Source organism: Mycobacteroides sp. PCS013, from assembly GCF_049532645.1.
In the GTDB taxonomy this organism is placed as follows: domain Bacteria; phylum Actinomycetota; class Actinomycetes; order Mycobacteriales; family Mycobacteriaceae; genus Mycobacterium; species Mycobacterium gwanakae.
This window is the reverse complement of the sequence record NZ_CP150131.1, coordinates 2,079,170-2,103,049: the sequence shown is the minus strand read 5'-3', so window position 1 is coordinate 2,103,049 and position 23,880 is coordinate 2,079,170. Positions and strand designations below refer to the sequence as shown.

20 protein-coding genes are annotated in these 23,880 nt (G+C 64.4%); 8 read left to right on the top strand and 12 right to left on the bottom strand.

The annotated features are described in order from the left end of the window. Position 1: 1 nt before the first annotated feature. Both RHO23_RS10235 and RHO23_RS10230 read right to left on the bottom strand, forming a co-directional pair. A complete protein-coding gene (locus tag RHO23_RS10235; protein ID WP_046255845.1) occupies positions 2 to 1,543 on the bottom strand; it encodes an alpha/beta hydrolase in 1,542 nt (513 codons plus the stop codon). A 28-nt stretch (positions 1,544 to 1,571) separates the two neighbouring features. Beyond that, entirely contained in the window at positions 1,572 to 2,354 is a 783-nt protein-coding gene (locus RHO23_RS10230; RefSeq protein ID WP_423489031.1) for a pyrimidine reductase family protein, read from the bottom strand. A 33-nt stretch (positions 2,355 to 2,387) separates the two neighbouring features. Between RHO23_RS10230 and zapE the strand changes: the two genes are divergently transcribed. Next, the gene (gene zapE / locus RHO23_RS10225) at positions 2,388 to 3,434 is read left to right on the top strand and encodes a cell division protein ZapE (RefSeq protein WP_030093757.1); all 1,047 of its coding nucleotides are present in this window, start codon (positions 2,388 to 2,390) and stop codon (positions 3,432 to 3,434) included. Here zapE and RHO23_RS10220 read toward each other — a convergent pair. Further along, positions 3,403 to 3,951 carry a GNAT family N-acetyltransferase gene (locus RHO23_RS10220; RefSeq protein WP_423489030.1) on the bottom strand — a complete coding sequence of 183 codons (549 nt, stop codon included), beginning with the start codon at positions 3,949 to 3,951 and terminating at the stop codon, positions 3,403 to 3,405. The two genes, zapE and RHO23_RS10220, sit on opposite strands and share 32 nt — an antisense overlap. A gap of 76 nt (positions 3,952 to 4,027) precedes the next feature. Between RHO23_RS10220 and RHO23_RS10215 the strand changes: the two genes are divergently transcribed. Beyond that, positions 4,028 to 4,783 carry an FkbM family methyltransferase gene (locus tag RHO23_RS10215; protein ID WP_030093755.1) on the top strand — a complete coding sequence of 252 codons (756 nt, stop codon included), beginning with the start codon at positions 4,028 to 4,030 and terminating at the stop codon, positions 4,781 to 4,783. A 19-nt stretch (positions 4,784 to 4,802) separates the two neighbouring features. Here the strand turns inward: RHO23_RS10215 and RHO23_RS10210 are convergent, their stop codons facing one another. After that, entirely contained in the window at positions 4,803 to 5,297 is a 495-nt protein-coding gene (locus RHO23_RS10210; RefSeq protein WP_030093754.1) for a DUF1942 domain-containing protein, read from the bottom strand. A 129-nt stretch (positions 5,298 to 5,426) separates the two neighbouring features. On the opposite strand from RHO23_RS10210, the gene RHO23_RS10205 reads away from it, so the two are divergent. Then, positions 5,427 to 6,449 carry an SDR family NAD(P)-dependent oxidoreductase gene (locus tag RHO23_RS10205; RefSeq protein ID WP_423489029.1) on the top strand — a complete coding sequence of 341 codons (1,023 nt, stop codon included), beginning with the start codon at positions 5,427 to 5,429 and terminating at the stop codon, positions 6,447 to 6,449. Further along, positions 6,431 to 6,865 carry an SRPBCC family protein gene (locus RHO23_RS10200; RefSeq protein WP_423489028.1) on the top strand — a complete coding sequence of 145 codons (435 nt, stop codon included), beginning with the start codon at positions 6,431 to 6,433 and terminating at the stop codon, positions 6,863 to 6,865. The genes RHO23_RS10205 and RHO23_RS10200 overlap by 19 nt, the downstream gene beginning before the upstream one ends. Here RHO23_RS10200 and RHO23_RS10195 read toward each other — a convergent pair. Continuing rightward, positions 6,862 to 7,230: a VOC family protein gene (locus RHO23_RS10195; RefSeq protein WP_030093751.1), complete on the bottom strand. Its 369-nt coding sequence runs from the start codon at positions 7,228 to 7,230 to the stop codon at positions 6,862 to 6,864. The genes RHO23_RS10200 and RHO23_RS10195 overlap by 4 nt on opposite strands. Positions 7,231 to 7,295: 65 nt before the next feature. Between RHO23_RS10195 and RHO23_RS10190 the strand changes: the two genes are divergently transcribed. Then, positions 7,296 to 7,763, top strand: coding sequence for a MarR family winged helix-turn-helix transcriptional regulator (locus tag RHO23_RS10190; RefSeq protein WP_030093750.1), 468 nt, complete (start codon positions 7,296 to 7,298; stop codon positions 7,761 to 7,763). On the opposite strand, the gene RHO23_RS10185 is transcribed toward RHO23_RS10190, so the two are convergent. Continuing rightward, a complete protein-coding gene (locus RHO23_RS10185) occupies positions 7,760 to 9,130 on the bottom strand; it encodes an ABC1 kinase family protein (protein ID WP_030093749.1) in 1,371 nt (456 codons plus the stop codon). The genes RHO23_RS10190 and RHO23_RS10185 overlap by 4 nt on opposite strands. Continuing rightward, positions 9,127 to 9,855 (bottom strand): TetR/AcrR family transcriptional regulator, encoded by a 729-nt coding sequence (locus RHO23_RS10180; protein ID WP_217340328.1) that lies wholly within the window; start codon positions 9,853 to 9,855, stop codon positions 9,127 to 9,129. The genes RHO23_RS10185 and RHO23_RS10180 overlap by 4 nt, the downstream gene beginning before the upstream one ends. Before the next feature lie 180 nt (positions 9,856 to 10,035). On the opposite strand from RHO23_RS10180, the gene RHO23_RS10175 reads away from it, so the two are divergent. The 3 genes from RHO23_RS10175 to RHO23_RS10165 all read left to right on the top strand — a co-directional run bounded on the left by RHO23_RS10175 (position 10,036) and on the right by RHO23_RS10165 (position 13,119). Continuing rightward, complete coding sequence (locus tag RHO23_RS10175; protein ID WP_030093747.1) at positions 10,036 to 10,944, top strand: metal-dependent hydrolase; 909 nt, start codon at positions 10,036 to 10,038, stop codon at positions 10,942 to 10,944. Next, on the top strand, positions 10,941 to 11,261 hold the full coding sequence (locus RHO23_RS10170) for a 2Fe-2S iron-sulfur cluster-binding protein (protein ID WP_030093746.1): 321 nt from the start codon (positions 10,941 to 10,943) through the stop codon (positions 11,259 to 11,261). Before RHO23_RS10175 ends, RHO23_RS10170 begins: the two co-directional genes overlap by 4 nt. A gap of 115 nt (positions 11,262 to 11,376) precedes the next feature. Then, complete coding sequence (locus tag RHO23_RS10165; RefSeq protein ID WP_030093745.1) at positions 11,377 to 13,119, top strand: N-acyl-D-amino-acid deacylase family protein; 1,743 nt, start codon at positions 11,377 to 11,379, stop codon at positions 13,117 to 13,119. On the opposite strand, the gene RHO23_RS10160 is transcribed toward RHO23_RS10165, so the two are convergent. The 5 genes from RHO23_RS10160 to RHO23_RS10140 all read right to left on the bottom strand — a co-directional run bounded on the left by RHO23_RS10160 (position 13,116) and on the right by RHO23_RS10140 (position 23,865). Then, positions 13,116 to 13,616 (bottom strand): nuclear transport factor 2 family protein, encoded by a 501-nt coding sequence (locus RHO23_RS10160; RefSeq protein WP_064409065.1) that lies wholly within the window; start codon positions 13,614 to 13,616, stop codon positions 13,116 to 13,118. The genes RHO23_RS10165 and RHO23_RS10160 overlap by 4 nt on opposite strands. Before the next feature lie 90 nt (positions 13,617 to 13,706). After that, positions 13,707 to 17,264, bottom strand: coding sequence for a carboxylic acid reductase (gene car, locus RHO23_RS10155; RefSeq protein WP_423489027.1), 3,558 nt, complete (start codon positions 17,262 to 17,264; stop codon positions 13,707 to 13,709). Positions 17,265 to 17,317: 53 nt separating this feature from the next. Next, positions 17,318 to 20,881, bottom strand: a complete 3,564-nt coding sequence (gene car, locus RHO23_RS10150; RefSeq protein ID WP_423489204.1) for a carboxylic acid reductase — start codon at positions 20,879 to 20,881, stop codon at positions 17,318 to 17,320. Between the two features lie 255 nt (positions 20,882 to 21,136). Next, positions 21,137 to 21,724: a class I SAM-dependent methyltransferase gene (locus RHO23_RS10145; RefSeq protein WP_064409062.1), complete on the bottom strand. Its 588-nt coding sequence runs from the start codon at positions 21,722 to 21,724 to the stop codon at positions 21,137 to 21,139. Between the two features lie 56 nt (positions 21,725 to 21,780). Then, complete coding sequence (locus RHO23_RS10140; protein WP_423489026.1) at positions 21,781 to 23,865, bottom strand: hypothetical protein; 2,085 nt, start codon at positions 23,863 to 23,865, stop codon at positions 21,781 to 21,783. Between the last annotated feature and the right edge of the window lie 15 nt (positions 23,866 to 23,880).

Genomic DNA, 23,880 nt, shown 5'->3' with positions numbered 1-23,880 from the left:
ACTAGGCCGGGCAGAACGTGTCGGTCTCGGGGAGCTTTCCGTCGTTGAGATATGCCAGGGCGGGCGGCTGCGCGCATCCGGTGTAGACAATCGCGCCGTGGCCGATGCCCTGCCACATGACGCGCTTGCTGGCCGCCTTGGCGTTGATGATTACCGCGGCGGTCGCCGAGACGCCCTCGCTGCCGGAGATCGGGTCGTGTTGCCCGCCCAGGATGAGCACGTTGATCTTCAGGTCCTGCGGAGGGTTCGGCTTGGATCCGCTGGGCCATTGCAGGCAGTTCACCAGTTCGAGGGCGGACGTGCGCCCGAACAGCGGGTACTGCTTACCCCAGGCCACCACCAGCTCGCGTACCCGGTCGGGGGTGGGCCGTGCCAGCGAGTCACTGCACGAGTTCACGAACTGCCCGTCGGAATCGCGCAGTGCGTTGGCCCGGTCCACCAGCGGGGTGAGCGCGCCGCTATCGGGGCCGCGCGCCGCGTTCAGCGCATTCGCGAGGTTCTGCACGACGGCGGTGCCGTCGCCGACCGGATATGCCAGCGCGGTGGTGATCGCCCTGACAACCGTCGCCCGCGACCACGGCAGTCCGCCGTTCTGAGCGCGGTTCAGCAGGTCGCCGACGGCACCCGCGGGATCGGGTCCCAGTGGGCAGTTGTTCGCCACACACTGGGCCGCGAATGCGTCGAATGCGGATTGCTGGCCCTTGAGTCGCTGCTCGGCGGCGGCCTCGGCGGTGATGTCGGCGGCCACCGGCGAGTCGAGCATCAGCCGGGCGACCTTGTTGGGATGGGATCCCGCGTACGCCAGTGCGACTCGGGCACCACTGCCGATGCCGAGGAGCGCCAGGTTGGGCACATCCCATTGGGCGCGGAGCGCCTCCAGGTCTTCTGCGGCGTGCGCGTCGTTGTAGGCGGAGTCGCCGGGGGAGATGGTGTCGGTGCAGTTGGTGGTCGCCGTCTCGACGATCTTGCCCAGGCTCGCTACCGGATCGTCTCCGCCACGGTTTTGCGCCAGGTCCCGCATATCCCGCAGATCCCAGGTGTCACGGCACGTGATGGCGTCGGATCGTCCGATACCGCGGCGATCGACCGCGACGACGGGACGTTGCTTGAGCACCTGTGCACCGGGGCCATTGAGCCATGTCGCCAGCTGCACCGAGGAGGGGAGATCCGAGCCGGTGGTGAACACCAGCGGGCCCGCGTCGGCAGGTGTCTGCGAGGTCTTGGCACGCACCGCGCCCAGGGTCACGCTGCCCGGTGCGCCGTTGATCGGATCCAGCGGGGCCTTGTACTCGGCGCATTCGAGCGTGAATGTCGGCGACGTGGTGATGTTGGCGCTGCCGAGCACCTCACGGGTGCAGTCCTGCCAGGACAGGTCGACCTTCGGTTTGTCGATGGACGGCGGGCCGTCCGGCGGTGCTGTGGTGGCGGGGCCGACATTTCCGTGGCCCTCGTCCATGGCGAAATGCGGTCCCGCCGAGGGGCCGGGAGCACACCCAGCCAGTATCACGGCAACCGCCATCGCCCCCGTCAGCCGTGCACGCATGCCGACCACAGTATCGGGTGAATGTTCCTCAAGCCCGGACGTGCCGCGTGAAGAGGTAACCGTCCGCATCCGCGAGCAGCAACACCCGCCGCCATGACGTGAGTACTTCGGTGGGGCTGGACACGATCCGGGCCCCACCGCCGCCGACCGTGGTGGGCGCCACCGTCAGACAAAGCTCGTCGACGAGATCGGCCGCGAGCAGGGTGCCGAGCAATGACGGGCCGCCCTCACACAGCACCCGGGACAGGCCGCGACGGTGCAGCTCTGCCAACGCGGCGCGCAGATCGACCTTCCCGGCATGCTCGGCGACGAGGACCTGCGCATCGGACACGCGTGAGGCGACGTTCGCTGCCCCGGCCGCTGTGGTCACCACGATGGGCGCGACCTCCGACTCGGTGAACAGGGGAGTGCTTGGGTCCACCGTTCCCGACCCCGTGACCACGGCAATCACCGGAACCTCACCCTGTCCGCGGGCCTGGCGGCGCTGGCGCAGCCCGACCGGCAGATGCGCGCCGTGATAGCGCTCGGCCCGCACGGTGCCCGCCCCGACGAGAATCACATCGGCGTTGGCGCGCATGGCCGCGAACACCGCGCGATCGCCGTCGCCGCCAAGTCCGCCGGACAATCCGGTGACCGTCGCCGCGCCGTCCAGGCTGCCAATCATGTTGGCGCGCAAGCAAAGTGCATTGCCTTCGGGGTAGTCGTACAGGTCGGCCAGCTCGCTGGGATCCGCGGGTGTGCCGGTGGTCAGCTGTGTGAGCTGTATCCCAGCCGGGCCCCGAATCGCCTCTTCACCGTCACTGTCGGCCACAAAGAGATCTCAACACGCCGTTACGCTGCCCGTGTGACTGATCCGCAATCCGGTGCCGCATTGACCCTCCAGCACCTTGCTGACCGGCACCCCACCGTCTCCAACGAGCGGCTGATTGCCCAGCTGGTGCCGCCTCCGACGTTCACTTCGGTGAGTTTCGACTCGTACCGGCCCGACCCCAACGAGCCGACGCAGGCCGCGGCGGTGGAATCGTGCCGCGCTTTCGCTCAGGAGGCGACGACCCGCCGTGCGGGTAAGAAGAAGCTGTTCGGCAAGCGCGAGGTACTGCCCGGGGTCGGGATCTATCTCGACGGCGGGTTCGGTGTCGGTAAGACGCACCTCTTGGCATCGATCTATCACACCGTTCCCGGCCCCAAGGCGTTCGCGAGCTTCGGAGAATTGACGCAGGTAGCAGGAGTCTTCGGCTTCCTGGAGTGCATCGAGCTGCTGTCGGACTACACGGTGGTGTGCATCGACGAGTTCGAGCTGGATGACCCAGGCAACACCACGCTGGTGTCGCGGCTGCTCTCGGAGCTGGTGGCGCGCGGAGTGTCGATTGCCGCGACCTCCAACACGCTGCCCGAGCAGCTCGGTGAGGGTCGCTTCGCGGCACAGGACTTCCTGCGCGAGATCAACACGCTGTCGGCGATCTTCAACACCGTGCGGGTCGAGGGGCCCGATTACCGGCACCGCGACCTACCACCGGCTCCCGAGCCGCACACCGATGACGAGCTTCGTGGGCTGGCGGCATCCATCGATGGCGCTACCTTCGACCAGTTCGACGATCTATGCCGGCACTTGGCGAGCATGCATCCGTCGCGGTATCTGACGCTGATCGAAGGGGTGACAGCGGTGTTCATCGCGGGCGTGGAGCAGGTGCACGATCAGGCGGTGGCGCTGCGGATCGTTGCCCTGACGGATCGTCTGTACGACGCGGGCATTCCGGTCGAGGCCTCGGGGGCGAAGCTGGACACGATCTTCGATGACGAGATGGTGGCCGGCGGTTTCCGCAAGAAATACTTGCGCGCCACCTCACGGCTGCTGGCGCTCAGCGCGGCGCCGCTACCGAGTTCTCTATGACCCGCTGCATCACGTAGTCGTTCTCCAGACGCTCGCCCACCTGGAATGTTTTGGTGCCGCTGCGGTTGAAGCCGTGCTTGGCGTAAAAGCGCTGCGCGCGTTCATTTTCCTGGTTGACGCCCAGCCAGACTCCCGTCGCGCCGCGCGCGGCGGCTTCGGCAAGGGCCGCGTCCATCAGCGCGCCCGCCACCCCGGCCTGATGGAATTCGGGCAGCACATACATCTTGGAGAGCTGCATCGCGGGCCGCAGGGTGACGGCCCGCTGCACGTCGGGATCCTCGGCGACGCCGTCCACGAGCATCGCGTACCCGATGATGACGTCGTTCTCACGTGCTGCCAGTACCCGGTGCTCTCGGATGTACTTGTCGAAGTTGCTCGTGCTGAGGTTGGCCGCGATGAATGCCGCGATGTCCTCCGGCGTTGAGGAGGGTGGACATGCGAGTGGGAAGGTGCGGGCGGCGACGGCCGCGACTTCTGCGCTGTCGGCAGCCGTCGCGGTGCTGACCTGAATCGGCATGACCGGCACGCTACCTATACTTGGCGCGGTTCCGAGACTGCGACCCATGTTGATGACCAACCCTGAGGAGCACCATATGACGCGGCGCGTGACGGCCTTCGGCGAGATTCGTGACGCCGTGGTGGGGCAGGGCCTGCGCACACTCGCCCGCACCACACCCTGGGTGGAAACCGAGCTGGTGGGTATCGCACAGGTGGTCAAGCCCGGGGATGTGTGCCTGGACGTGGGTGCGGCTGCCGGTTTCTATACAGCGGAGCTGGCGCGTCTGGTGGGTGCCGACGGTCTGGTGTACAGCCTGGAGCCGCTGCGGTTCGCCCACGCCACCTCGTCGGCGGCCCTGGGGCTGCGCAGTGCGCAGAACGTGCGCCGGCACGCCGTGGCGCTGGGTACCAATCCTGGTGAACAGGTCATGAGCGTTCCGCTGCGCAACGGCAAGCCCATCACCGGCCGGTCCTTCGTCGACGCCGGGGCCGACGGGCTGGGCTCAAACGCCGAGTTCGATGAGCACATCCGGGTGGTTGTCGACACCGAGACGTTCGACGGGTTCTGTGACCGGCTGAGCATCAAGCGGATCGATTTCGTGAAGATCGATGTCGAGGGCGCCGAACTCGACGTTCTGGTCAGCGGCGAGAAGACCCTTGAGCGCACCCGGCCGGCAATGATGCTGGAGGTCGAAGATCGCCACATGGAGCGGTTCGGGCGCACCGCCGAGGACATTGTCGCGTGGTTCACGGCGCGGGATTACCGGATGTCGGTGTGGAGCGCCGACTCCTGGCGGCCCGTGGACAAGGTCACCGAGACCTTCCGGAATTACCTGTTCCAGCCCCGCTGAGTAGCTCGCGCGCGATGTCTCAGAGGTCCCACTGGGCCAGGTGAACCTGGGTTTGAGCCGACCGCAGCACGATGTGGCGCACCGGCCCGCGGTAGACATCCCAGTACACCGCTCCGCTCACGGTCGACCCCTGCGGGGCGTTGCGCAGCGCGTAGTTCAGATCATCAGGCTCATCGGTGCGCTGGGGCTCGTAGGCATCGCCGGTCTCCGGTGAGATGCCGCCCAGCTTGAGTGCCATCAGCAACGCGTACGCGTTGGGCACCTTGGTCGGCCGGATGGTGACGTACGCCTTCCAGATGATGCCGCGCGGGGGAGCCATTCCGGCAGGAATACCGGTGGGTTCGATGTTGTGCACGGTGACGTCGGCGCCGATGGTGCCGTAATCGAAATGCAGTGTCTCGCCGATGTGCCCGATGGGCGCCACGCGCTCGGGTTGCGCAGTCGCGGTCGGTGCCCAGGCCATGGCGATGGCGGCGAGGACGGCGAGGAGCTGGAGGGCGGGGCGTAGACGCACCCAGCGATCTTGGCACACGCCGTACCGGGGACGGTGCCACATGGCTCTTCCGTATTCGCCCGGTAAGAGGTCGCCGACGACCTACCATGTCCTGATTGGAGCGGTCCGCCAAGCCGGAGGGACGTGAGGATGCGCGTATTGGTCACGGGCGGTACCGGATTCGTGGGCGGATGGACGGCGAAGGCTATCGCAGATGCCGGGCATCAGGTCCGTTTTCTGGTGCGTAAGGAAGCCCGGTTGCACACCACGGTGGCGACGCTGGGGGTCGACGTATCCGACTACACCGTCGGCGATATCACCGACCGGGAGTCGGTCGAGACCGCGCTCGACGGGTGCGATGCGGTGCTGCACAGCGCGGCCATGGTCAGCACCGATCCCCCCGAGGCCGATCGGATGATGGCCATCAATCTCGAGGGCACCCAGAACGTTCTTGGCACGGCTGTTGACCGTGGTCTGGATCCGATAGTGCATGTTTCGAGCATCACCGCGCTGTTCCGGCCCGGCCTGCGGACGTTCGAGGCCGACCTGCCCGCGGCGGGAGGCAGCGACGGATACGGGCAGTCCAAGGCGCGGGTCGAGCTCTATGTGCGCGAACTGCAGGCCGCTGGCGCACCGGTGACCATCACCTACCCGGGCATGGTGCTCGGACCTCCCGCCGGGGACCAGTTCGGTGAGGCGGCCGAGGGCGTGCGCTGGGCCCTGTTGATGAGGTCGGTCCCGGGACGCAGTGCGGCATGGTTGGTGGTCGACGTCCGAGACCTGGCCGCGTTGCACGCCGCTCTGTTGGAGACCGGGCACGGCCCACGGCGCTATACCGCCGGCGGCCATCGGCTGGAGGTGGATGAGCTGGTGAATCTGTTGACCGAGGCGGCGGGCAGCACGGTGCTGGCCGTTCCGGTGCCTGATTCCGTGCTGCGTGTGGCGGGAACGGTAATGGATCAGCTCGGCCGGTATGTGCCGCTGGGCACCCCGATGACCGAGGCAGGCATGCAGTACTACACACAGATGCCCGCGTCTGACGACTCGCCCAGCGAGCGTGAACTTGGGATAACCTACCGCGATCCGGGAGAAACTTTGGCGGACACCATCATTGCGTTGCGCGGACAGAAGGCGACCTCGAAGTTGTTCGGCTTATGGCCCTTCTCCGAATAGAGCGCACCACCGCGCTGCCCGTCGCCGAAGCGTTCGCGCGTATCACCGACTGGCCGCGGCATAGCGAGCACATCCCGCTGACAACGGTGTCGGTGACGAGCGATCCGCCGGCGCGGGTCGGCACCACATTTGTGGGGCGAACAGGGTTAGGGGCCATAGGTTTTGACGACCCGATGACAGTTACCCGATGGGAGCCGCCGCGCTCGGGGAGTCCCGGCCGTTGCCGATTGGAGAAGACGGGGAGCCTTATCCTGGGGTGGGCCGAGATCGAGGTACATGCCCAGAGCAGTGGTGCACGCGTGATCTGGACCGAGGATGTGAACATTCGAGGTCTGCCCCGGGTCTTCGACCGATTGGCGAAGATGGGCGGGCAGTGGATGTTCGGCCGCGCGATCGACGGATTGCTGGCTGACTAGGCTCGGTCGTGAAGAGTGATGTGATAGCCGTCAGGGTCGGCGAAGGTGAATGTCCGACCGAAGGGGCCGTCAATCGGTTCGGAAACGATGGAGTGACCGTCGGCGGTCAGGGCATCGTGAATGGCCTGGACGTCAGTGGCGTGCAACCAGATTGCGGCACCGATGCCAGGCTGTGCAGCGGATGCGAGATCTGTGCCGGCCATGATGTCGCGGAGTGCGAAGGCGATCGGCTTCGTCTCGAAGACGATGGCATGGGGAGGCCCTGTCTGCGAGCGTACAAGGCCCAGGTACTGCTCATAGAACGCCTGTGAAGAGTTGAGATCGCGGGCCTGCAGTGAGATGAAATCGGGTCCGGTGACGGGCATAATGATGCTCCTTCGTGTTTTATGTCAGTTTACTGACATAAAACAATCTATGTCAGAATGCTGACATGAGTCAAGACGGTGTCGATCTGGAAACGTCACTGGGCTACCTCCTGAAAGAGGCATCCAGCGTCCTGCGTGCCGCCATGGAGGAGGTGCTGCGGCCACTCGGGATGACCGTGACGCACTACTCCTGCCTTGAGCTGCTGGCGCAACGACCAGGTCTGTCGAACTCCGAGCTCGCGCGCGGCGCGTTCGTGACACGACAGTCGATGAACGTGCTGCTCCAGAACCTGGAACGTGAGGGTTATGTGACCAGGCCGGCGGAGGCGCCAGTCGGAAAGGTCCTTCCGGCGCGGCTCACGCCCCGCGGCCGCCGAAGTCTGGAGAAGGCGACGGTCGCGGTCCGGTCTGTGGAGATCAGAATGCTGGCCGGATTATCCGAGGCCGAGCAGTCAGGTGCGCTCCGGATTCTGAAGAGCATGATTGATTCCCTGCGTGACGGCAACGACGACGTACAGCTTGCGGACGACTAGCGCGCGGCGCGCCACTTGGCGATGGCGGTTCCGATCTCCGTGGCGGGTGGCTCACCGTAGATCCATTCGCGGGCGATGCGATGCCAGTTGCCGGTGACATTGAGCTGTCCGAGTACGCCGAAGGTGTAGAAATCCGCACGGCGCGAGAAGATGTGCTCGGGAGGCAGGTTTTGGCGGCGCATTCCGGAGAACTCGCCGGAACGCGGGTCGACGGCGAGAATCATTGCGCTGGAGGCGATTTCCGGGGTAATGGTCATCTCCTCGTCGACGAGGTTCCACCCCGAAGCCGCGTGGCAGTACTCCAGACAGTCCTGAGGGCTGACGTCTGCATGCGGGTCGATGATCCCGCGCGCCACCATCGCCTGATACATGTCCTCGGCGCGGCCCTCGGTGGCGGCGCGCATGATGTGTCGTTCGAAGTCAACGTGTTCGGGGTTCATCCGGTTGTACAAGCCGAAGTCCACAAATCCCAGGGTGCCGTTGGCCGCCCGCAGGATGTTCCCCGGGTGCGGGTCGCCACAGAAGTCGTTGTCCTGGAACAGCGATCCGATATAGAACCGGAAAATCAGCTCACCGATCCGGTTGCGCTCGTCGTCGGGGAGCGTCTGCATGACAGGGAACGACTGGCCGTCCAGGAACTCCGTCACGAGAACCTGTGATGTGCACATTTCGGAGACACAGTCGGGGATCACGATGAAGGGGTGTCCGCGATAGCGTTCGGCGATCTCGTGCTGTGTGCGTGCCTCTCGCAGGTAATCGAGTTCGCTTTCCAAGTTCATGGAGATCTCTTCCATGAAGGCCGAATTCGACAGTGTCGGTACCGCTTTGCGCCAGAACTTGGTAAAGAGTGCGAGATTTTGCATGTCTGCGCGTACCGCGTCGTCCACGCCGGGGTACTTGACCTTGACCGCGACCTCGCGGCCGTCGTGCAGCACTGCCCGGTATACCTGGCCGATGGACGCCGCGGCGACCGGAGTCTCGTCGAAATCGCGGAAGCTCTTGCCGAGCTTGCCCAGATTGGACTCGATGATCGGCAACATCACCGTGAACGGTTCACGCGGAGCCTGATCGCGCAGCCGGGCCAGCTTCTGCCGGAAGCGTTCCCGATGGGCCTCCGGCACCATGTCCACTTCGAGCATCGAAAGCAGCTGGCCGAGCTTCATCGCCGAACCTTTGAGGCTGCCCAGCACGGTTACGAGCTGATCGGCTGCCTGCAGGGTGGATCGTTCCGCGAGCAGCGCGCGCGCCTCTGCGGATCGCCCGATCATGGAGATGCGATTGCTTGCGGTACGCACCGCCTGCCCGGCCGCCAGCTTGCCCAGTGCCCGGCCCCGGGTGATGCGTGCCAGGGGTACCCCGTCGGTCATTCGGTGCCCCCGCGTGTGCTGGTGAATGCCAGATGTAGCGGCTGGTCCGGATCAAGCGTCAGGCCGTTGAACTCGGCGATGGAGGCGGCCAGTCCGGACAGCACGGTGGTCAGGTACTCCACGAACCTCTCGATAGGCATTGGTTCGGCACGTTGCTGATTGGGGCCCAGGAACCATTCGGTGGCGGTGCCGATGGCGCCCGCGGCAGAGGTGACCGCCAGGTCGGCATCGTCGATGTCCACCGTCTCGTCGTCGATCGCGTTCGACAGTATCTCCGCGATGTCGTGCGTCATCTGCTGCGCGGTCTCCACCAGACGCTCGGTGCCGTCACTGGAATTGACGAAGTGGCCATGCACGATGAAGCGCAACACGTTCGGGTGATCGGAGATCATTCGGGCGTACTCGTTGGCACCATGCTCAACCAACTCGCGAGCCGAGTCGGTCATCAGATTGATCCGGTCCATGGCCGCGTTCCACACCATGTCCTGCACGCGTTCCAGTACGGCGCTGTGCAGATCGGCCTTGTCCTCGAAGTACCGATACAGCTTGGGTTTGGCGACTCCGGCCTCGCGGGCGATATCGTCCATGCTGACGGTGGAGCCGGTCGCGTCGATGGCGCGAAAAGCGGCGTCTAACAACTCTTCTCGGGCAACCTTGCGGCGGTCGCCACGCCGCGCGGCGCCGGGGCCGACTTTCGACGCGATGGCTGTACTCACACTCTCCACGCCTCTCATCACCAGTGATGGTACGTGTGCCAGGCCCGTAGTTCGCCGGTTCGGACGACACACGTCTGCTGCCTATTGTGCTCACGCGGTGCGATATGGATACTACCAGTAGTACTCAGAGTACTATCGTGAATCGCCAGGTCAGACGTCAATGGAGACGTCTCAGGAAGGAGTTCCGTCATGGCTGTTGTCGAGCAGGGCCGGCGAGGTGTCGCGGCACGCGAGCTGCCCAAGGTGCGCCGGATGAACTTCCGGTTCGGTGAGCCGGTTCCCATGAAGAAGCACTATGTCGAGGGCGACATCGTCTTCAGTCACTTGGTTTCGCTGCTTTCCGGCGCATTTCCTCCCGGCGAGGAATCCTTCATCAGGTCCGTGCGCAACTACGCCGATCAGATCACCGACCCGGTGTTGAAGAAGCGGGTCGCGGGCTTCATCGGGCAGGAGGCCATGCACGGCCGTGAACATCGCAAGCTCAACGAGAAGATCATCGATATGGGCTACCCCTTGGTCCGGATCATGAATTTCGAGGAGGGCAGCCGGCGCGAGAAGTTCCTCATCGCGCTGGAGAAACGCGCACCCAAAATCGCGCATCTGGCCATGACGGCGGCCGCCGAGCACTACACGGCGGTATTGGCTCAGCGGGTGCTTTCCAGTGCTGAGCTACAAGAGATTCCGATGTCCGAAGAGATTCACCACCTGCTGAACTGGCACGCCATGGAGGAGATGGAGCATAAGTCGGTCGCCTTCGACGTGTATCGCTCGGTGGGTGGCCCGGAGTCGGTACGCATCGGTGTGATGTCACTGATCTGGGCGGGCACGCTGCCCTTGATGACGCTGGCCGTTCTGGCATCGATCCTCACCGATCCGAGTGGATGGAAGCCGTTGGCGGTGCTGCGGCAGACCATCGATGTCTACCGCGGCCCGCTGGTCAAGGGCTTGATGCGGGATATCGCCGAATACATGCGGCCTGGATTCCATCCGGACGATGTGGATACCGAGGAGCTGCTCGAAAAGTGGCAGGGAATCCTTTTCGGTTCCGAGGGTGAGCTGAATGATCGACTGCCGGGCCGTCGCGCGGTGGGCCAGTGACGGCCGAAGCCATCCGAGTCGCCAGTAGCGATGTCGCCGGGAGCACCGTCCTGGAGGTCGAAATCTACGGCAGTACACACGTTCTGGACTGGCCGCCGGGTAAGAAGCTGCTCGACGTGTTGCTGGATGCGGGCATCGACGCGCCGTACGTGTGTCGCGAATCCGCCTGCGCCACCTGCATGTGCTCGGTGCGATCGGGCAAGACGCGGATGCTGATGAACGAGTCTCTCATCGACAGCGAGGTGGCCGAGGGGTTCACGCTGGCGTGCCAGACGCTCCCGGAATCCGATCGGGTGCACATCTTCTTCGATGCGTGAGCAAGGACCTCGCGCGTTGTGGCGCACCCGCGAAGGCGCAGCCGGGCCTTCGCGGGTGGGCATGAATCAGCAGGGATAAGCTGAGGATCTGCTGATCGGATGAGGTGGATCGACTATGGCGACATTTGACCTGCTGGTGCGCGGGGGCCTGGTGTTCGACGGGACGGGTGCGCCTGGCCAAGTGCTGGACGTCGGGGTACGCGGCGGCAAAGTGGTGGCCATGGCACCAGATCTTTCGAGCGCCGAGGCCGGCGAGGTCATCGATGCCAGCGGCAAGTGGGTCATTCCCGGCATGGTCGACGTGCACACCCACTATGACGCCGAGGTGCTGGTCAGTCCGGGACTGGGCGAGTCGGTGCGGCACGGTGTCACCTCTGTCATCTACGGCAACTGCTCCATGTCCGCGGTGTACGCCGATCCCGAGGATGTCGCAGATCTATTCGCCCGGGTGGAGGCCCTGCCGTGGGACGCGGTTCACTCGGCGCTCAAGGAGCACAAGGATTGGGACGGGCCGCGCGGCTACCGCACGTTCATCGAGTCACTTCCGTTGGGCGCCAATGTCGCAACGCTGATCGGACACTCTGATATCCGTGCCGCGGTGATGGGACTTGCGCGGGCAACCGATTACGACGAGCGTCCCACATCCGAGGAACTGGCGCGGATGCGCACGATGGTGACCGATGCGCTCGACGCGGGTTTCGTCGGCCTGTCCACCGACCGGCTGCGCTTCTCCAAGCTGGAGGGCACCCGGTTTGCCGGTCGGCAATTGCCGTCTACCTACGCGACCTGGCGCGAGTACGGGGCACTGTATGACGTGGTGCGCCGGCGCGGCGCCGTGGTGCAGTCGAATCTCGACGTGGAGAAGCGCCCCGAGACCGTCATGCACTTCCTCCTCAGCGGTGCGCGCCCGTGGCGTCGTTCGCTCAAGACCACGCTGCTGGCGGCCTTCGATCTGAAGAGCAACAGGTCGGTGATCAAGCTTCTCAAGGCGGCCACCGGTGGCCTCAACCCGCTGCTGCGCTCCCAGGTGAACTTCCAGCTCCTGGCGGTGCCTTTCCATCTGTATTCCGACGGTATGGATTTGGTGATCTTTGAGGAGTTCGCCTCGGGTACGGCGGCATTGGATATTCGTGATCAGCTCCAGCGGGTCGACCTGATCAAGGATGAGGGATATCGTCGCCGGTTCCGCAAGGAGATGGCCCAGAAATACGGAGTGGTGGCCTGGAACCGCGACATGTACGACACCGAGATCGTCGGGTGCCCCGATGAATCTGTGGTGGGCAAGTCGTTCGGTCAGGTGGCCGACGCGCGCGGGGTGCAGCCGGTCGACGCCTTCCTGGACCTGGTGTCTGAGTACCCCGGAAAGGTGCGCTGGCACACCACGATCGCCAATGACCGAACCGATGTGCTCAACGAGGCCATCAAATACCGCTATTTCCAGCTGGGTAACAACGACTCCGGCGCGCACCTGCGCAACATGTCCTTTTACAACGCGGGGCTGCGGTTACTCAAGCGTGTCAAAGAGGCCCGAGAGGCGGGTGCTCCGTTCATGCCGCTGGAAGCCGCGGTGCATCGGCTTACCGGCGAACTCGGTGAATGGTATGGACTGGACGCCGGGCGCCTGCGTATCGGCGACACCGCCGATATCGCGGTGATTGATCCTGCGGGCCTTGATGATTCGCTGGAGGATTACCACGAACAGTACATGGAGGAGTTCGGAGTGTCCCGGCAGGTGTGCCGCAACGACAAGGCGATCGCGGCCACGGTTGTCGGTGGCCAGCGGGTGTACTCCTACGGCACGTTCGTAGACGGCTTCGGCAGTACGGTCAAGGCGGGCAGGTTCCTGGCCACGAGCTAGCCGAGCCAGCCCATGTTCTTCCCGAAGGTCTGGGCGGCGGGGGACAACGAACCCAGCTCGCTGCTGCGCTGCACGTAACCCTGGATCGCTGTCATGAACTGCATCGGGTTGTAGACATCTTCCTCGTTGGCCCACTGGTTGTCGCCGGCGTAGCGAAAGATGCTGATATTCGTTGCTTCCCAGATACTTCCGTCGCCGGGGTCTCTCATCCGGTTGACCAGCTCACAGATGACCCAGCCGTGTTCCTCGTCGACGACATGCCAGTTGGAGAAGTAGTGCGGCATCTCAGCCCCGGGGAACTCCGACATGGTCTTGACCATGGACTCGCGGATGGCCTCCCGGCCCTCGAAGGTGCCATAGGTCGGTTCGATGTAACTGGCGTCCTCGGCGAAAAGATCCGCGTACTTGGCCCACTCGCCCTTGGGGCCGATCTCATCGACCACCCGAAGGTGATGGTCGAACATGCTCTGCAGCTCGTCGCGTGACCACTGTCCCATGGCGGGACCCTAACACCGCGGTTCATTCTGGATCCGGGCTTTCGGCGGTATCGAACCGGAATTGAAAGCGGCGCACAGAAATTCGTGCGTCTACAGCAGTCCGAGCTGCCGCAGATCCGTGGCGTACTTGACGATGAGATCCCGGGTGAGGTGGGGAATGTCGGTGTTCTGGGTGGACTGAACTCCCTCGCGGAATCTAATGGCGGGGAGGAATGCACCGTTGTGTGCGTGCTGCGGATACCGGTACGCGTGCAGTAGTGGCAGCAGGGAGTGCTGCTTTTGCTTTTCGGGCAGGCCGCGGATGGCGGTGTCGAAGCGGTCGAACCAGTCGCTGTAGTTGTCGATGCGCTGGATGGGGTATCCGGCGTCGATGAGCCAGTCGACGAAGTTGTCCAGCGAGATGCCGTCGGAGTGTGGGTTCACCGAGTCGTACGTGTGGAAGCTTTCCGACGCGGCGACCGCGATGCCGAGGAAGGTGATCGCCGATGCCGTGAAATCGGCGGGTAGCCCGTCATAGTGGGCAAGTGGGCGATCGCCCGTCGCCTGTGGCTGATAGAAGGAGCCGGGTGCGATGCCGGTGGCGATGAGGCTGAGGATTAGTCGGGTGAATTGGTCGGGGACGTTGAGCTGGCCGGTGTAGTGGCTGTGGGCCAGGATCATGTCGGAGCGGAATACCGCGACCGGCAGGCCGCACAGGTCGTGCGCCTCCCGCAGCAGGACCTCGCCGGCCCACTTGGCATTGCCGTATCCGTTGGCGTATCCGTCGTCGATGGGCCTGATCGCACTGATGGTGCGGATGTCGGAGTCCTCGTCGAACACCTTGGGGTCCACCGAGATCGCCACGGCGACGGTGGACAGGTAGGTGACGGGTTTGATCTTGGTGGTCAGTGCCAGTTTGATGATTTCCGCGGTGCCAACGACATTGGGGCCGAACAGCTGGTTGTAGGGGAGCACGTGGTTCACCAGGGCCGCCGGGTGCACGATGACGTCGACCGTGTCGGCCAGGCGTTGCCAGGTGTCGGCATCCAGTCCCAGGTTCGGGTCACCGATATCGCCGGCGAGCACCTCCAGGTGCTTGTCGGCCAGTGCGCGGAAATGCGTCAGCAGTCCGGCGTCGCCACTATCGAATGCTTCCTCCAGGCGCCGGTAGGCGGCATCGGAGTCCTTGCCGCGGATGACAGCGATGAGCTTGCCGTCTGTTTTGTCCAGGCGCTCGAGCCATTCCAGGGCCAGGAACCGTCCTAGATAGCCATTGGCTCCGGTGAGCAGCACGGTCTGTGGGGTTCCGGTCGCCCTGGGGAGTGCGGGGGCGGCACGCAGGGTGGCCTCGTCGATGAACTTGTCCAGGGTCAGGTCGGCGGCGCGGATCTCGGTGTGCCCGGCGCCGTGCACCGTGTCGGCGGTGGGCCGGAGTGATCCCGAGTCGCGGTGCCTTTCGATGATGTTCGCGATGGCCGCCACATCGTTGGCGGCACTGACGATGACTCCGACGGGGACCTCGACACCGAAGATGTCCCGCAGTAGATCTGAGAAGGACAGCGCCGAAAGAGAATCGCCGCCGAGATCGATGAAGTGCGAGTCCGGGCCCACCTCGGCTACGGATAGGCCCAGCAGTGCTGTGACCGCACGTTGCACGGTCTCAAGGACCGGCTTGCCCTCGTGTCCGGCGGCGTGAAGGGCTTGTAGTTCGAGCGCCTGGGCACTCGCGATATCGGAATACAGCTGTTCCAGGCGGGCGCCGTACTTCTCGTGCAACTTCGGCCGGGCCAGCTTGGCGATACCGGTCAAGAGGCCGTTGGCGGCGGTGAACGGTTCGGTCTCCACCAGGAAGTCGCGCGGTACTTCGTACGGTTGCAGCTCGGCTTCGCGGGCGACCTGCTGTAGCGACTCGGCAATCAGGCGTTTGAGTAGTTCGTCATCTCCATGACTTTGCTCGAAGGCCTCGGCGGTAGGTACCACGACGGCCAGCAGGTAGGATCGCTCGCTACTTCCGTAGACACAAATCTGTTGCACCAGTGGACTGTTGGCGTACTCGGCTTCGAGGTTGGCGATCGCGACGAACTCGCCTTGGGAAAGCTTGATCACGTTGTTGCGCCGGTCGACGATCTGGATCTTGTCGGGTTCCAGCTCGGCGACAATATCCCCGGTCTTGTAGTAACCGTCCGGGTCGAACACATCGGCTGTGACGTCGGGGCGCTTGAAATAGCCGCCGAACACGGACTCGGCCTTCACCAGCAGCTCACCTCGCGGGTGCGGCTTGTCGGTGGAGAAGTAGCCCAGCTCGGGCACATCGACCAGCTTGTAGTCGATGACGGGGGGACGCTGGATGCGTCCGTTCCGGACGATGACCCCGGCCTCGGTGGAGCCGTAGCCGTCGGTGATGCGGGCGTCCAGGCAGGATTCGATGAATGCCGCCAGTTCTTCGGATAGTGGTGCCGATCCGCAGACGATTGTCAAAACGCGTCCTCCGAAAAGGTTTTCACGGATATCACTCTTGACTTCGGCATCGAGGGCGGCCAGGTCGGCCGCGGAGTCCAGTCCCGCACGGCGTTCGACTTCGTTGCGGTAGCGCTGAAAGAGCATGTCGCACACGCGGGGAACGAGAGTCACCACGGTGGGCCGGGTGAGGGTGATGTCTTCGAACAGGGTGGACATATCGCTGGATGCCGCGAAGTACGCCAGACCACCACAGGCCAGGGCCGTGACCAGGCTGCCGCGTCCCATCACATGGCTCATCGGCATGAAGTTGAGATTGATCAACGGAATCTCGGCCTTGGAACTCAGGGTGTCGGCCCTTAGCCATGGTTTGGCGACCATCTTTTCGGTGTACGTCGCACCCTTGGGGGTGCCCGTGCTTCCAGAGGTATAGATCACCAGCGCCAACGGGTCGGTGCCGTCTTCGGCGGCGAACAGCGGCGCCTCCGGAAGGGCACGACCGTGCCCGATCACCGCAGACATCACCTCGACCGAGATCGGCAGGCCGGCCTCGGCTATCCGGTGTTGCGCCGACTCGACACTGTCGCGCTGCGCATCGACACCGGGGTGGTAATCGAAGACCGTGACATGCCGCAGCGACGGCGTGACGAGCGCTGATTCTATTGCCGCATCCAATAACTCGGCGCTCACCGCCAGTACCGAAGGTTCTGATTCGGCAAGGATTGCGGTCCAGTTCGATGCGGCCGCGCTGGTCTGTAGCGGTACCGCCACCGCGCCAAGATGGATGCACGCGAGATCGACCGCGGTGTAGTCGACGCTCGTGAAGCCGAGCATCGCGACGAAGTCGCCCGCGCGCACCGGAGTGCTCGGGTCGTGATGCCACGCCGAGGCCAGCGCGCGGGCCATGCCCCACAGTTCCCCGTAGGTGATGGTCTCGAACTCGGGCAGGGGACGAAGTGTCGACCGACCTGTCTCATCGGTGATGAGTTCCTGAACCCGGTGTCCGAGGGCCGGCCGGTCGGCGTATCCGTCCATGATGGTGGCGACTACCTGAGCGAGTCGCAGACCGGGCGCGGCGACCGCGGCGTCTACCGCAGTATCGGGTTTGGCGGCCCGGAACTGTGGATCCTCGGTGAAGAGCTGTCTGACACGGTCAACCAACCGCTGACGACGTGCTTCCTTGGTATTGGCAGCGGTGGCTTCGATCGTCATATCGGGCAGCTTACGAAACCCTGGATTCTGTAAGTGCGCGGGCTCACCTGGACCTACAGGAGCCCGAGCTGTTCCAGGTCCGTGGCGTACTTGACGATTAACTGCTGCGACAGATGCGGAATGTCCGTGGTGCCGTCTTGCCCGACCGGACCGATTCCGGCGGCTTGCACCGCGTGTTGGAAACGCTTGGCCGGAACAACGCCGTGGTCTTCGGCACCGGAGGGCTGCTCGAACGCGTGCAGTAGTGGCAGCAGGGAGTGCTGCTTTTGCTTTTCGGGCAGGCCGCGGATGGCGGTGTCGAAGCGGTCGAACCAGTCGCTGTAGTTGTCGATGCGCTGGATGGGGTATCCGGCGTCGATGAGCCAGTCGACGAAGTTGTCCAGCGAGATGCCGTCGGAATGCGGATTGACGCAGTCGTAGGTCACATACGCCTCTGGGCCCTCGGGCACCAGCGTGCCCAGCGTGGTGATCGCCTCGGCGGTGAAGTCACCCGGTAGCCCGTCATAGTGGGCGCGTGGACGCTCCGCGGTCGCGTGTGCCTGATAGAAGGAGCCGGGTGCGATGCCGGTGGCGATCAGGCTCAGGATCAGTCGGGTGAATTGGTCGGGGACGTTGAGCTGGCCGGTGTAGTGGCTGTGGGCCAGGATCATGTCGGAGCGGAATACCGCGACCGGCAGGCCGCACAGGTCGTGTGCTTCCCGCAGTAGTACCTCGCCGGCCCACTTGCTGTTGCCATATCCGTTCGCATACAGCTCGTCCACGGGGCGCACCGCGCTGATGAGCCGGATGTCGGACTCTTCATCGAAGGTGCTCGGATCGACGTACGCCGCGACCGCCACCGTCGACAGGTAGGTGACGGGTTTGATCTTGGTGGTCAGTGCCAGTTTGATGATTTCCGCGGTGCCAACGACATTGGGGCCGAACAGCTGCCGGTAGGGCAGCACGTGGTTCACCAGAGCCGCCGGATGCACGATGACATCGACCGTGTCGGCCAGGCGTTGCCAGGTGTCGGCATCCAGTCCCAGGTTGGGGTCACCGATATCGCCGGCGAGCACCTCCAGGTGCTTGTCGGCCAGTGCGCGGAAATGCGTCAGCAGTCCGGCGTCGCCGGTGTCGAACGCTTCTTCCAGGCGCCGGTAGGCGGCGTCGGAATCCTTGCCGCGAACGATGACGATCAGCTTGCCGTCTGTTTTGTCCAGGCGCTCAAGCCATTCCAGGGCCAGATAGTGGCCCAGGTAACCGTTCGAGCCGGTGAGCAGCACGGTCTGCGGGGTCCCGGTCGCCCTGGGGAGTGCGGGGGCGGCACGCAGGGTGGCCTCGTCGATGAACTTGTCCAGGGTCAGGTCGGCTGCGCGGATCTCGGTGTGCCCGGCGCCGTGCACCGTGTCGGCGGTGGGACGTGTACCGCCTGAATGACGTTGTTCGTCAATGAATTGCGCGACACTGCCGAGGTCGTTGGCGGCACTGACGATGACGCCGACGGGAACCTCGACACCGAAGATGTCCCGCAGCAGATCTGAGAAGGACAGCGCCGAGAGCGAATCGCCACCCAGATCGGTGAAATGTGCGTCCGCGGCCAGCTCGGCCGACGAGACGCCGAGCAAGGCCTGCGCGGCCTTGAGTACTGTTTCCAGCGCAGGCTTGTCGGGATCGACGCTGTGCAGCTCGCGCAACTCGGCGGCCTGCTGTTCGGCGATGTCGGCGTACATCTGTTCCAGACGATCGCCGTAGTGCGCCTTGAGGTTCGGGCGAGCCAGCTTGGCGATACCGGTCAGCAGTCCGTTGCCCTGGGTGAACGGCTGCGGCTCGATGATGAAGTCGCGCGGGATCTCGTAGGACTGCAACTGCAGCTCTCTGGCGATGTCCTGCAGGGATTCGGCGATGGTCGCCTTGAGTGCCGTCTCGTCGCCCTTGGCGGCGGCGACGGCCTGGGGTGTCGGTACGACGACCGCCAGCAGGTAGGACCGCTCGCTGCTGCCGTACACGTAGATCTGATGCACCACGGGACTGTTGGCGTACTCGGCTTCCAGGGTCGCGACTGCGACGAACTCGCCCTGGGACAGCTTGAGAACGTTGTTGCGGCGATCGACAATCCGGATGTTGTCATGTGCGAGCTCGGTGACGATATCGCCGGTCATGTAGAAACCGTTCTCGTCGAAGACGCCCGCGGTGACCTCGGGGCGCTTGTAGTACCCGAGGAACATGCCGTCCGTCTTCAGCAGCAGCTCGCCCCGTGGGTGCGGCTGGTCGGTGGAGAAGTAGCCCAGCTCGGGCACATCGACGAGCTTGTACTCGATCACCGGGGGCCGCTGCACAATTCCATCGCGGAACACCATGCCGGCTTCGGTGGATCCATAACCGTCGGTCAGATGAAGTTCGAAGCAGGACTCGATGAACTCGCCCAGCTCATCGGACAGTGGCGCCGAGCCCACCATGACCGCCAGCACGCGCCCACCAAAGAGGCCGTTGCGGATCTCGGACTTGACCTCCGCGGCCACCGCATCCGCATCGGCGGTGCGATCACCGGCCAGGCGACGGTCCACTTCTGTCTGGAACCGCTGGAAGACCATGTCGCAGACCCGGGGGACCAGGGCAAGAGCGGTGGGACGAATCAGCTCCATGTCTTCGAAAAGTGTTGACATGTCGCTGGATGCGGCGAAGTAGCCGAGGCCACCGGTGGACAGGGTGGAGGTAAGTGTCCCGCGGCCCATGATGTGACTCATCGGCATGAAGTTCAGGCCGATCATGGGCAGGTTTTCGGTGCCAGCCATGACGTCTTCGCGAATCCACCAGCGGCGCACGATGTTTTCACTGTGCATGGCGCCCTTCGGGGCCCCGGTGCTTCCGGAGGTGTAAATGAGCAGTGCCAGCGGATCGTCGCCGGGGGATGGCGCGTAGAGCGGGGCTGCGGGAAGATCGGAGCCGCGGGCTATCACCGCATCGAGTGTTTCGATGGCGATACCGGTTCCCGCAAGCCGTGCCCCGGCGGCCTCGTAGGCCTCGCGTTGCGCATCGATTTCAGGGGTGTAGTCGAATACCACGACCTGTTTGATCGAGGGGGTCGCGAGTACGGATTCCAGTGCCACGCTGATCAATTCGACGCTGACGGCGAGGGTGTTGGGTTCGGCCTCGGCAAGGATGGTGGTCCACTGTGAAGCCGGCGCGCTGGTCTGCAGTGGCACTGCCACTCCGCCGAGAATCATGATCGCCAGATCCAGCACGGTGTAGTCGATGCTGGTGAATCCGAGGGTCGCCACCAGATCGCCGCCCTTGACCGGGTGGGCTGGGTCATGGTGCCACGACGCGGCGACAGATGTTGTCCGGGACCATAATTCACCGTATGTGGTGGTTTCGAAACGGGGGAGCAGACGCTGGATGGTCCGGCCGTCATGGTCGGTGACCAATTCACGTGCCCGCTCGCCCAGTGCGGGGCGCGCGGCATATCCGGTCATCAGGGTTGCGATGGCCTCGGAGAGGTGTAGGCCTGGGCGCAACACCTGCTGGGTTACTGCGGGGTCGGGCAGGGTGTCGCGGAACTGGGGATCACTCTCGCGCAGATTCTCGATACGCCGGGTCAGCTGCTCCAGCTGCGGGTCGGTGTCGTTGTTCACGGTCATGGGCAGCCTCACATCAACAGGGTGTTCTTAGGAAGTCTAAAAAGTAGATTACCTAAACTAACGATATATCCAGATATGGTATTCCTCACAATCGTCCGCCATCGTCGAGGGCGCAAACTCGTCAGATGAGTTGACCGTGAGGCGGTTGCGCAGGAAGTGTGCGATGCGTGGCATGACCGTGCGCTACCTGCCAGGGAAGGTGGCATGGTGGCGCGGATGGTGGTTGCTGCCAGGGAAGCGTGCGGAGGCGACTGCCTAGCGCGCGGTACGGGTGAACTCCACGATGTCGCGCCACCGGCTTCCGGTAGCCGAGGCGAAGTCGAAGCCCTCTGGTTCGGCCAGGGCCCGCAGCTCGGAGATGCCGAGGCGATCGGGGTCGAGGAAGATTTCCTGGAAGATCAGCCGCCCGCCGGGTTTGAGTGCCTTGTGCAGTGAGCGGATGCACGCCGTCTTGTCGGGGACTTCGCCGATCACGCTGGCGAGAAACGCAACGTCAAAAGACTTGTCTGGGAAAGGAAGTCCATTGCTGGCATCGCCCGAGTGAAATTCCGCGTTCCGGTACCCGGCCCGGTCGAGTTTGTGTTTGACCTTGTCGAGCATTTCGGGCTGTACGTCGAACAGGTCGAGATGGCCGGCGGGGAGTCGCGGGGCGATCTGCACACTGAAGATCCCCGGACCGGGGCCGATCTCCAGCACTCGTTCGTCGCCCCGTAGTGCCAGCCGCTCGGCCACGGCTGCCGGATTGACGAACTTGCGATGAATCGGATTGTCGAGAATGAATGCCGCCTGGTGCGGAAACGGAAAGTCGCCAACCCGGCGCACCTGGCGTACCACGGTGTCCATCCATGTCGTAGGCATGAACTAAGGGTACCCTTACTTGGGTCGCGATGGGGCTCTCGCTAGTGGTGGCCACCACCACTACCGCTGCCACTACTACTGCCACCGCCGTATCCGCCACCGCTGCCGGCGCCCGCACTGGGTGCTTGCGTCGGGGTGCTGTAGGTCGGTGCCTCCCGTGTGGGCGCTTCGCGGGTGGGTGCCACGGTTTCTGGGGCCGATGCGCGCGACGGCTGTGTTTCGCGCTCGACGGGTGTCTGCTTCGCCGGCGCCTCGGCGGTTGGCTGCGGGGCGGGCTCTGTCGTCCGCGGGGCAGGTGCCTCGGACGATGGAGCTTCGTACGTCGGCGTGCTGCGTTGCTTGGTGGGCTCAGGCGCGGCGGACGGTTCGGCCGTCGCCGATGGTTGCGGTGTCGAGACGGTTTGGTGTGGCGTAGAAGTCGCCGGTGCCTCGTGGGTCGGAGTGGCCTGCGTGCTCGACGGTGCGGAGGTCTCGTCCTTCGGGGTGGTGGGCGCCGGAGCCACAGATGTGGTGGAGGGGGCCGGTGCACTGGTCGTGGCGCCGCCCGGAGGCCCCGACGTCGGCGTCGGTTCGTGTGACGGTTCGGTCGAGGGGGCCGGGCTCGTCGTACCGGAGGTTGCACGCGGCTCCGAGGAGGGTGCAGGAGTCAAGGGCGGGACCGTAGGCAGCGACGGGGGAGTGAAGTCCTCGGGCACCAGCTTGGGTGGTGCGGTAGGTGCGGGCACCGTCAGTACCGGTGGAGCGGAAGGCTTTACGTCGTCGGGCGATGTCGATGTCGGTGACTTCTCGGGAGCCGGAGCCGGGGCTGCGAGCTCCTTACTGAAGTTTCGGACCGACTTGGTCGAGAGGTCCTTGATGAGATCTTGCGACGGGCGGGCGGACTTGTCCTCGGTCAGGAATTGCGCCAGGGACGCATCGAGGTTCACCACGGGCTCGGCCAGTGCCGGGCGATCGGTGATGCGGGCAACGGGCGACCAGTCACGCTCCAAGGGGTTGTCCCAGCCGCGATTGAGATTCCAATCGCGGTACTCAGCGGGGTTGATTCCATGGGACTGGTCCCAGAGATTGCGGCTGTACACCGGGTTGGTGTTCTGGAATTTCCAGTCGTAGTACTGCCGATACGGGTGGTACCTGTCGTACCAAGCCTGGTCACGGGGGTCGTCGTCGCGGAACTGGCCCCACTCGTTGCGCCCGTCACGATCGCGACCGTCACGGTTGTAGCCCGACCAGTTGTAGCCATCCCAGTTGTAGCCCGCTCGGTCATAGCCCCACCGGTCATAGCCCCACCGGTCATAACCCCAACGGTCGAACCCCATGAAGTCGTATCCGTATCGGTTGAAGCCGGATAGCCCCCAGTTGAACCAGTCCAGGACGTTGTATCCGTACAGCAGCGACCACGACGGGTCGTAGCCGCCCAGATCGAGCAGGTTGGGCGTCAGGGGTGGGGCGACGGGAGCCGGCCAGTCGGCGACGGGATCGACCGGAATCCCGGGAGGTGGCGGAGTGGAGTAAGACTGCGGCGCATTGGGAACGGGTGCGCTCGCTGCGGCCGCATATCCCCAACTCGGCGGCGATGATGCCGGTGCGGCGGGTCCCACGTTGGCGGCCAGATTCGCGTCGGTGTTCACCTCCGGAGGCGCGGGCAGCGCGGGAAGCTGCTGGGCCTGTTCGGGGGTGTACTGGCGTAGCTGCTGCGTCAGTTGCAGATAGAGGTTCTGCAGAGTGGTGCGCTCATTGGAGGCGGAGATGTACTCCAATCCCTGTTTGGCCTCGTTGAGCGAGGTCCGGGCCTCGGTGAGTTGATCGGGCGAGGGTTGCTTGCCGGTGCTCAGGATGTCCTGAGCGTTCTTGAGTGGGGCGACCACGGCACGTATCGCGACGTCTTGGGAGTGGCCGGTGAAGACGGTTTTGTTCAACGCCCACAGTGAATCGCCGGGCTCGGCGCCGTAGGCCGCGCCCATAAGCACCGCGACCAGCAGGCCGATCAGTGTCCCGAAGGCTGCCGCGCGCAGCTGTGGTTCGCCGGGCACGTACTTGCCCCACCGGTCGTCCGGTTCGGGATGTTCCTCGGGGTTCTCCCAAGCCCGCATCGCCGTGTCCTCGACGGGAGGCGGAACAATCGTCATGTCAACCCTCTGCAC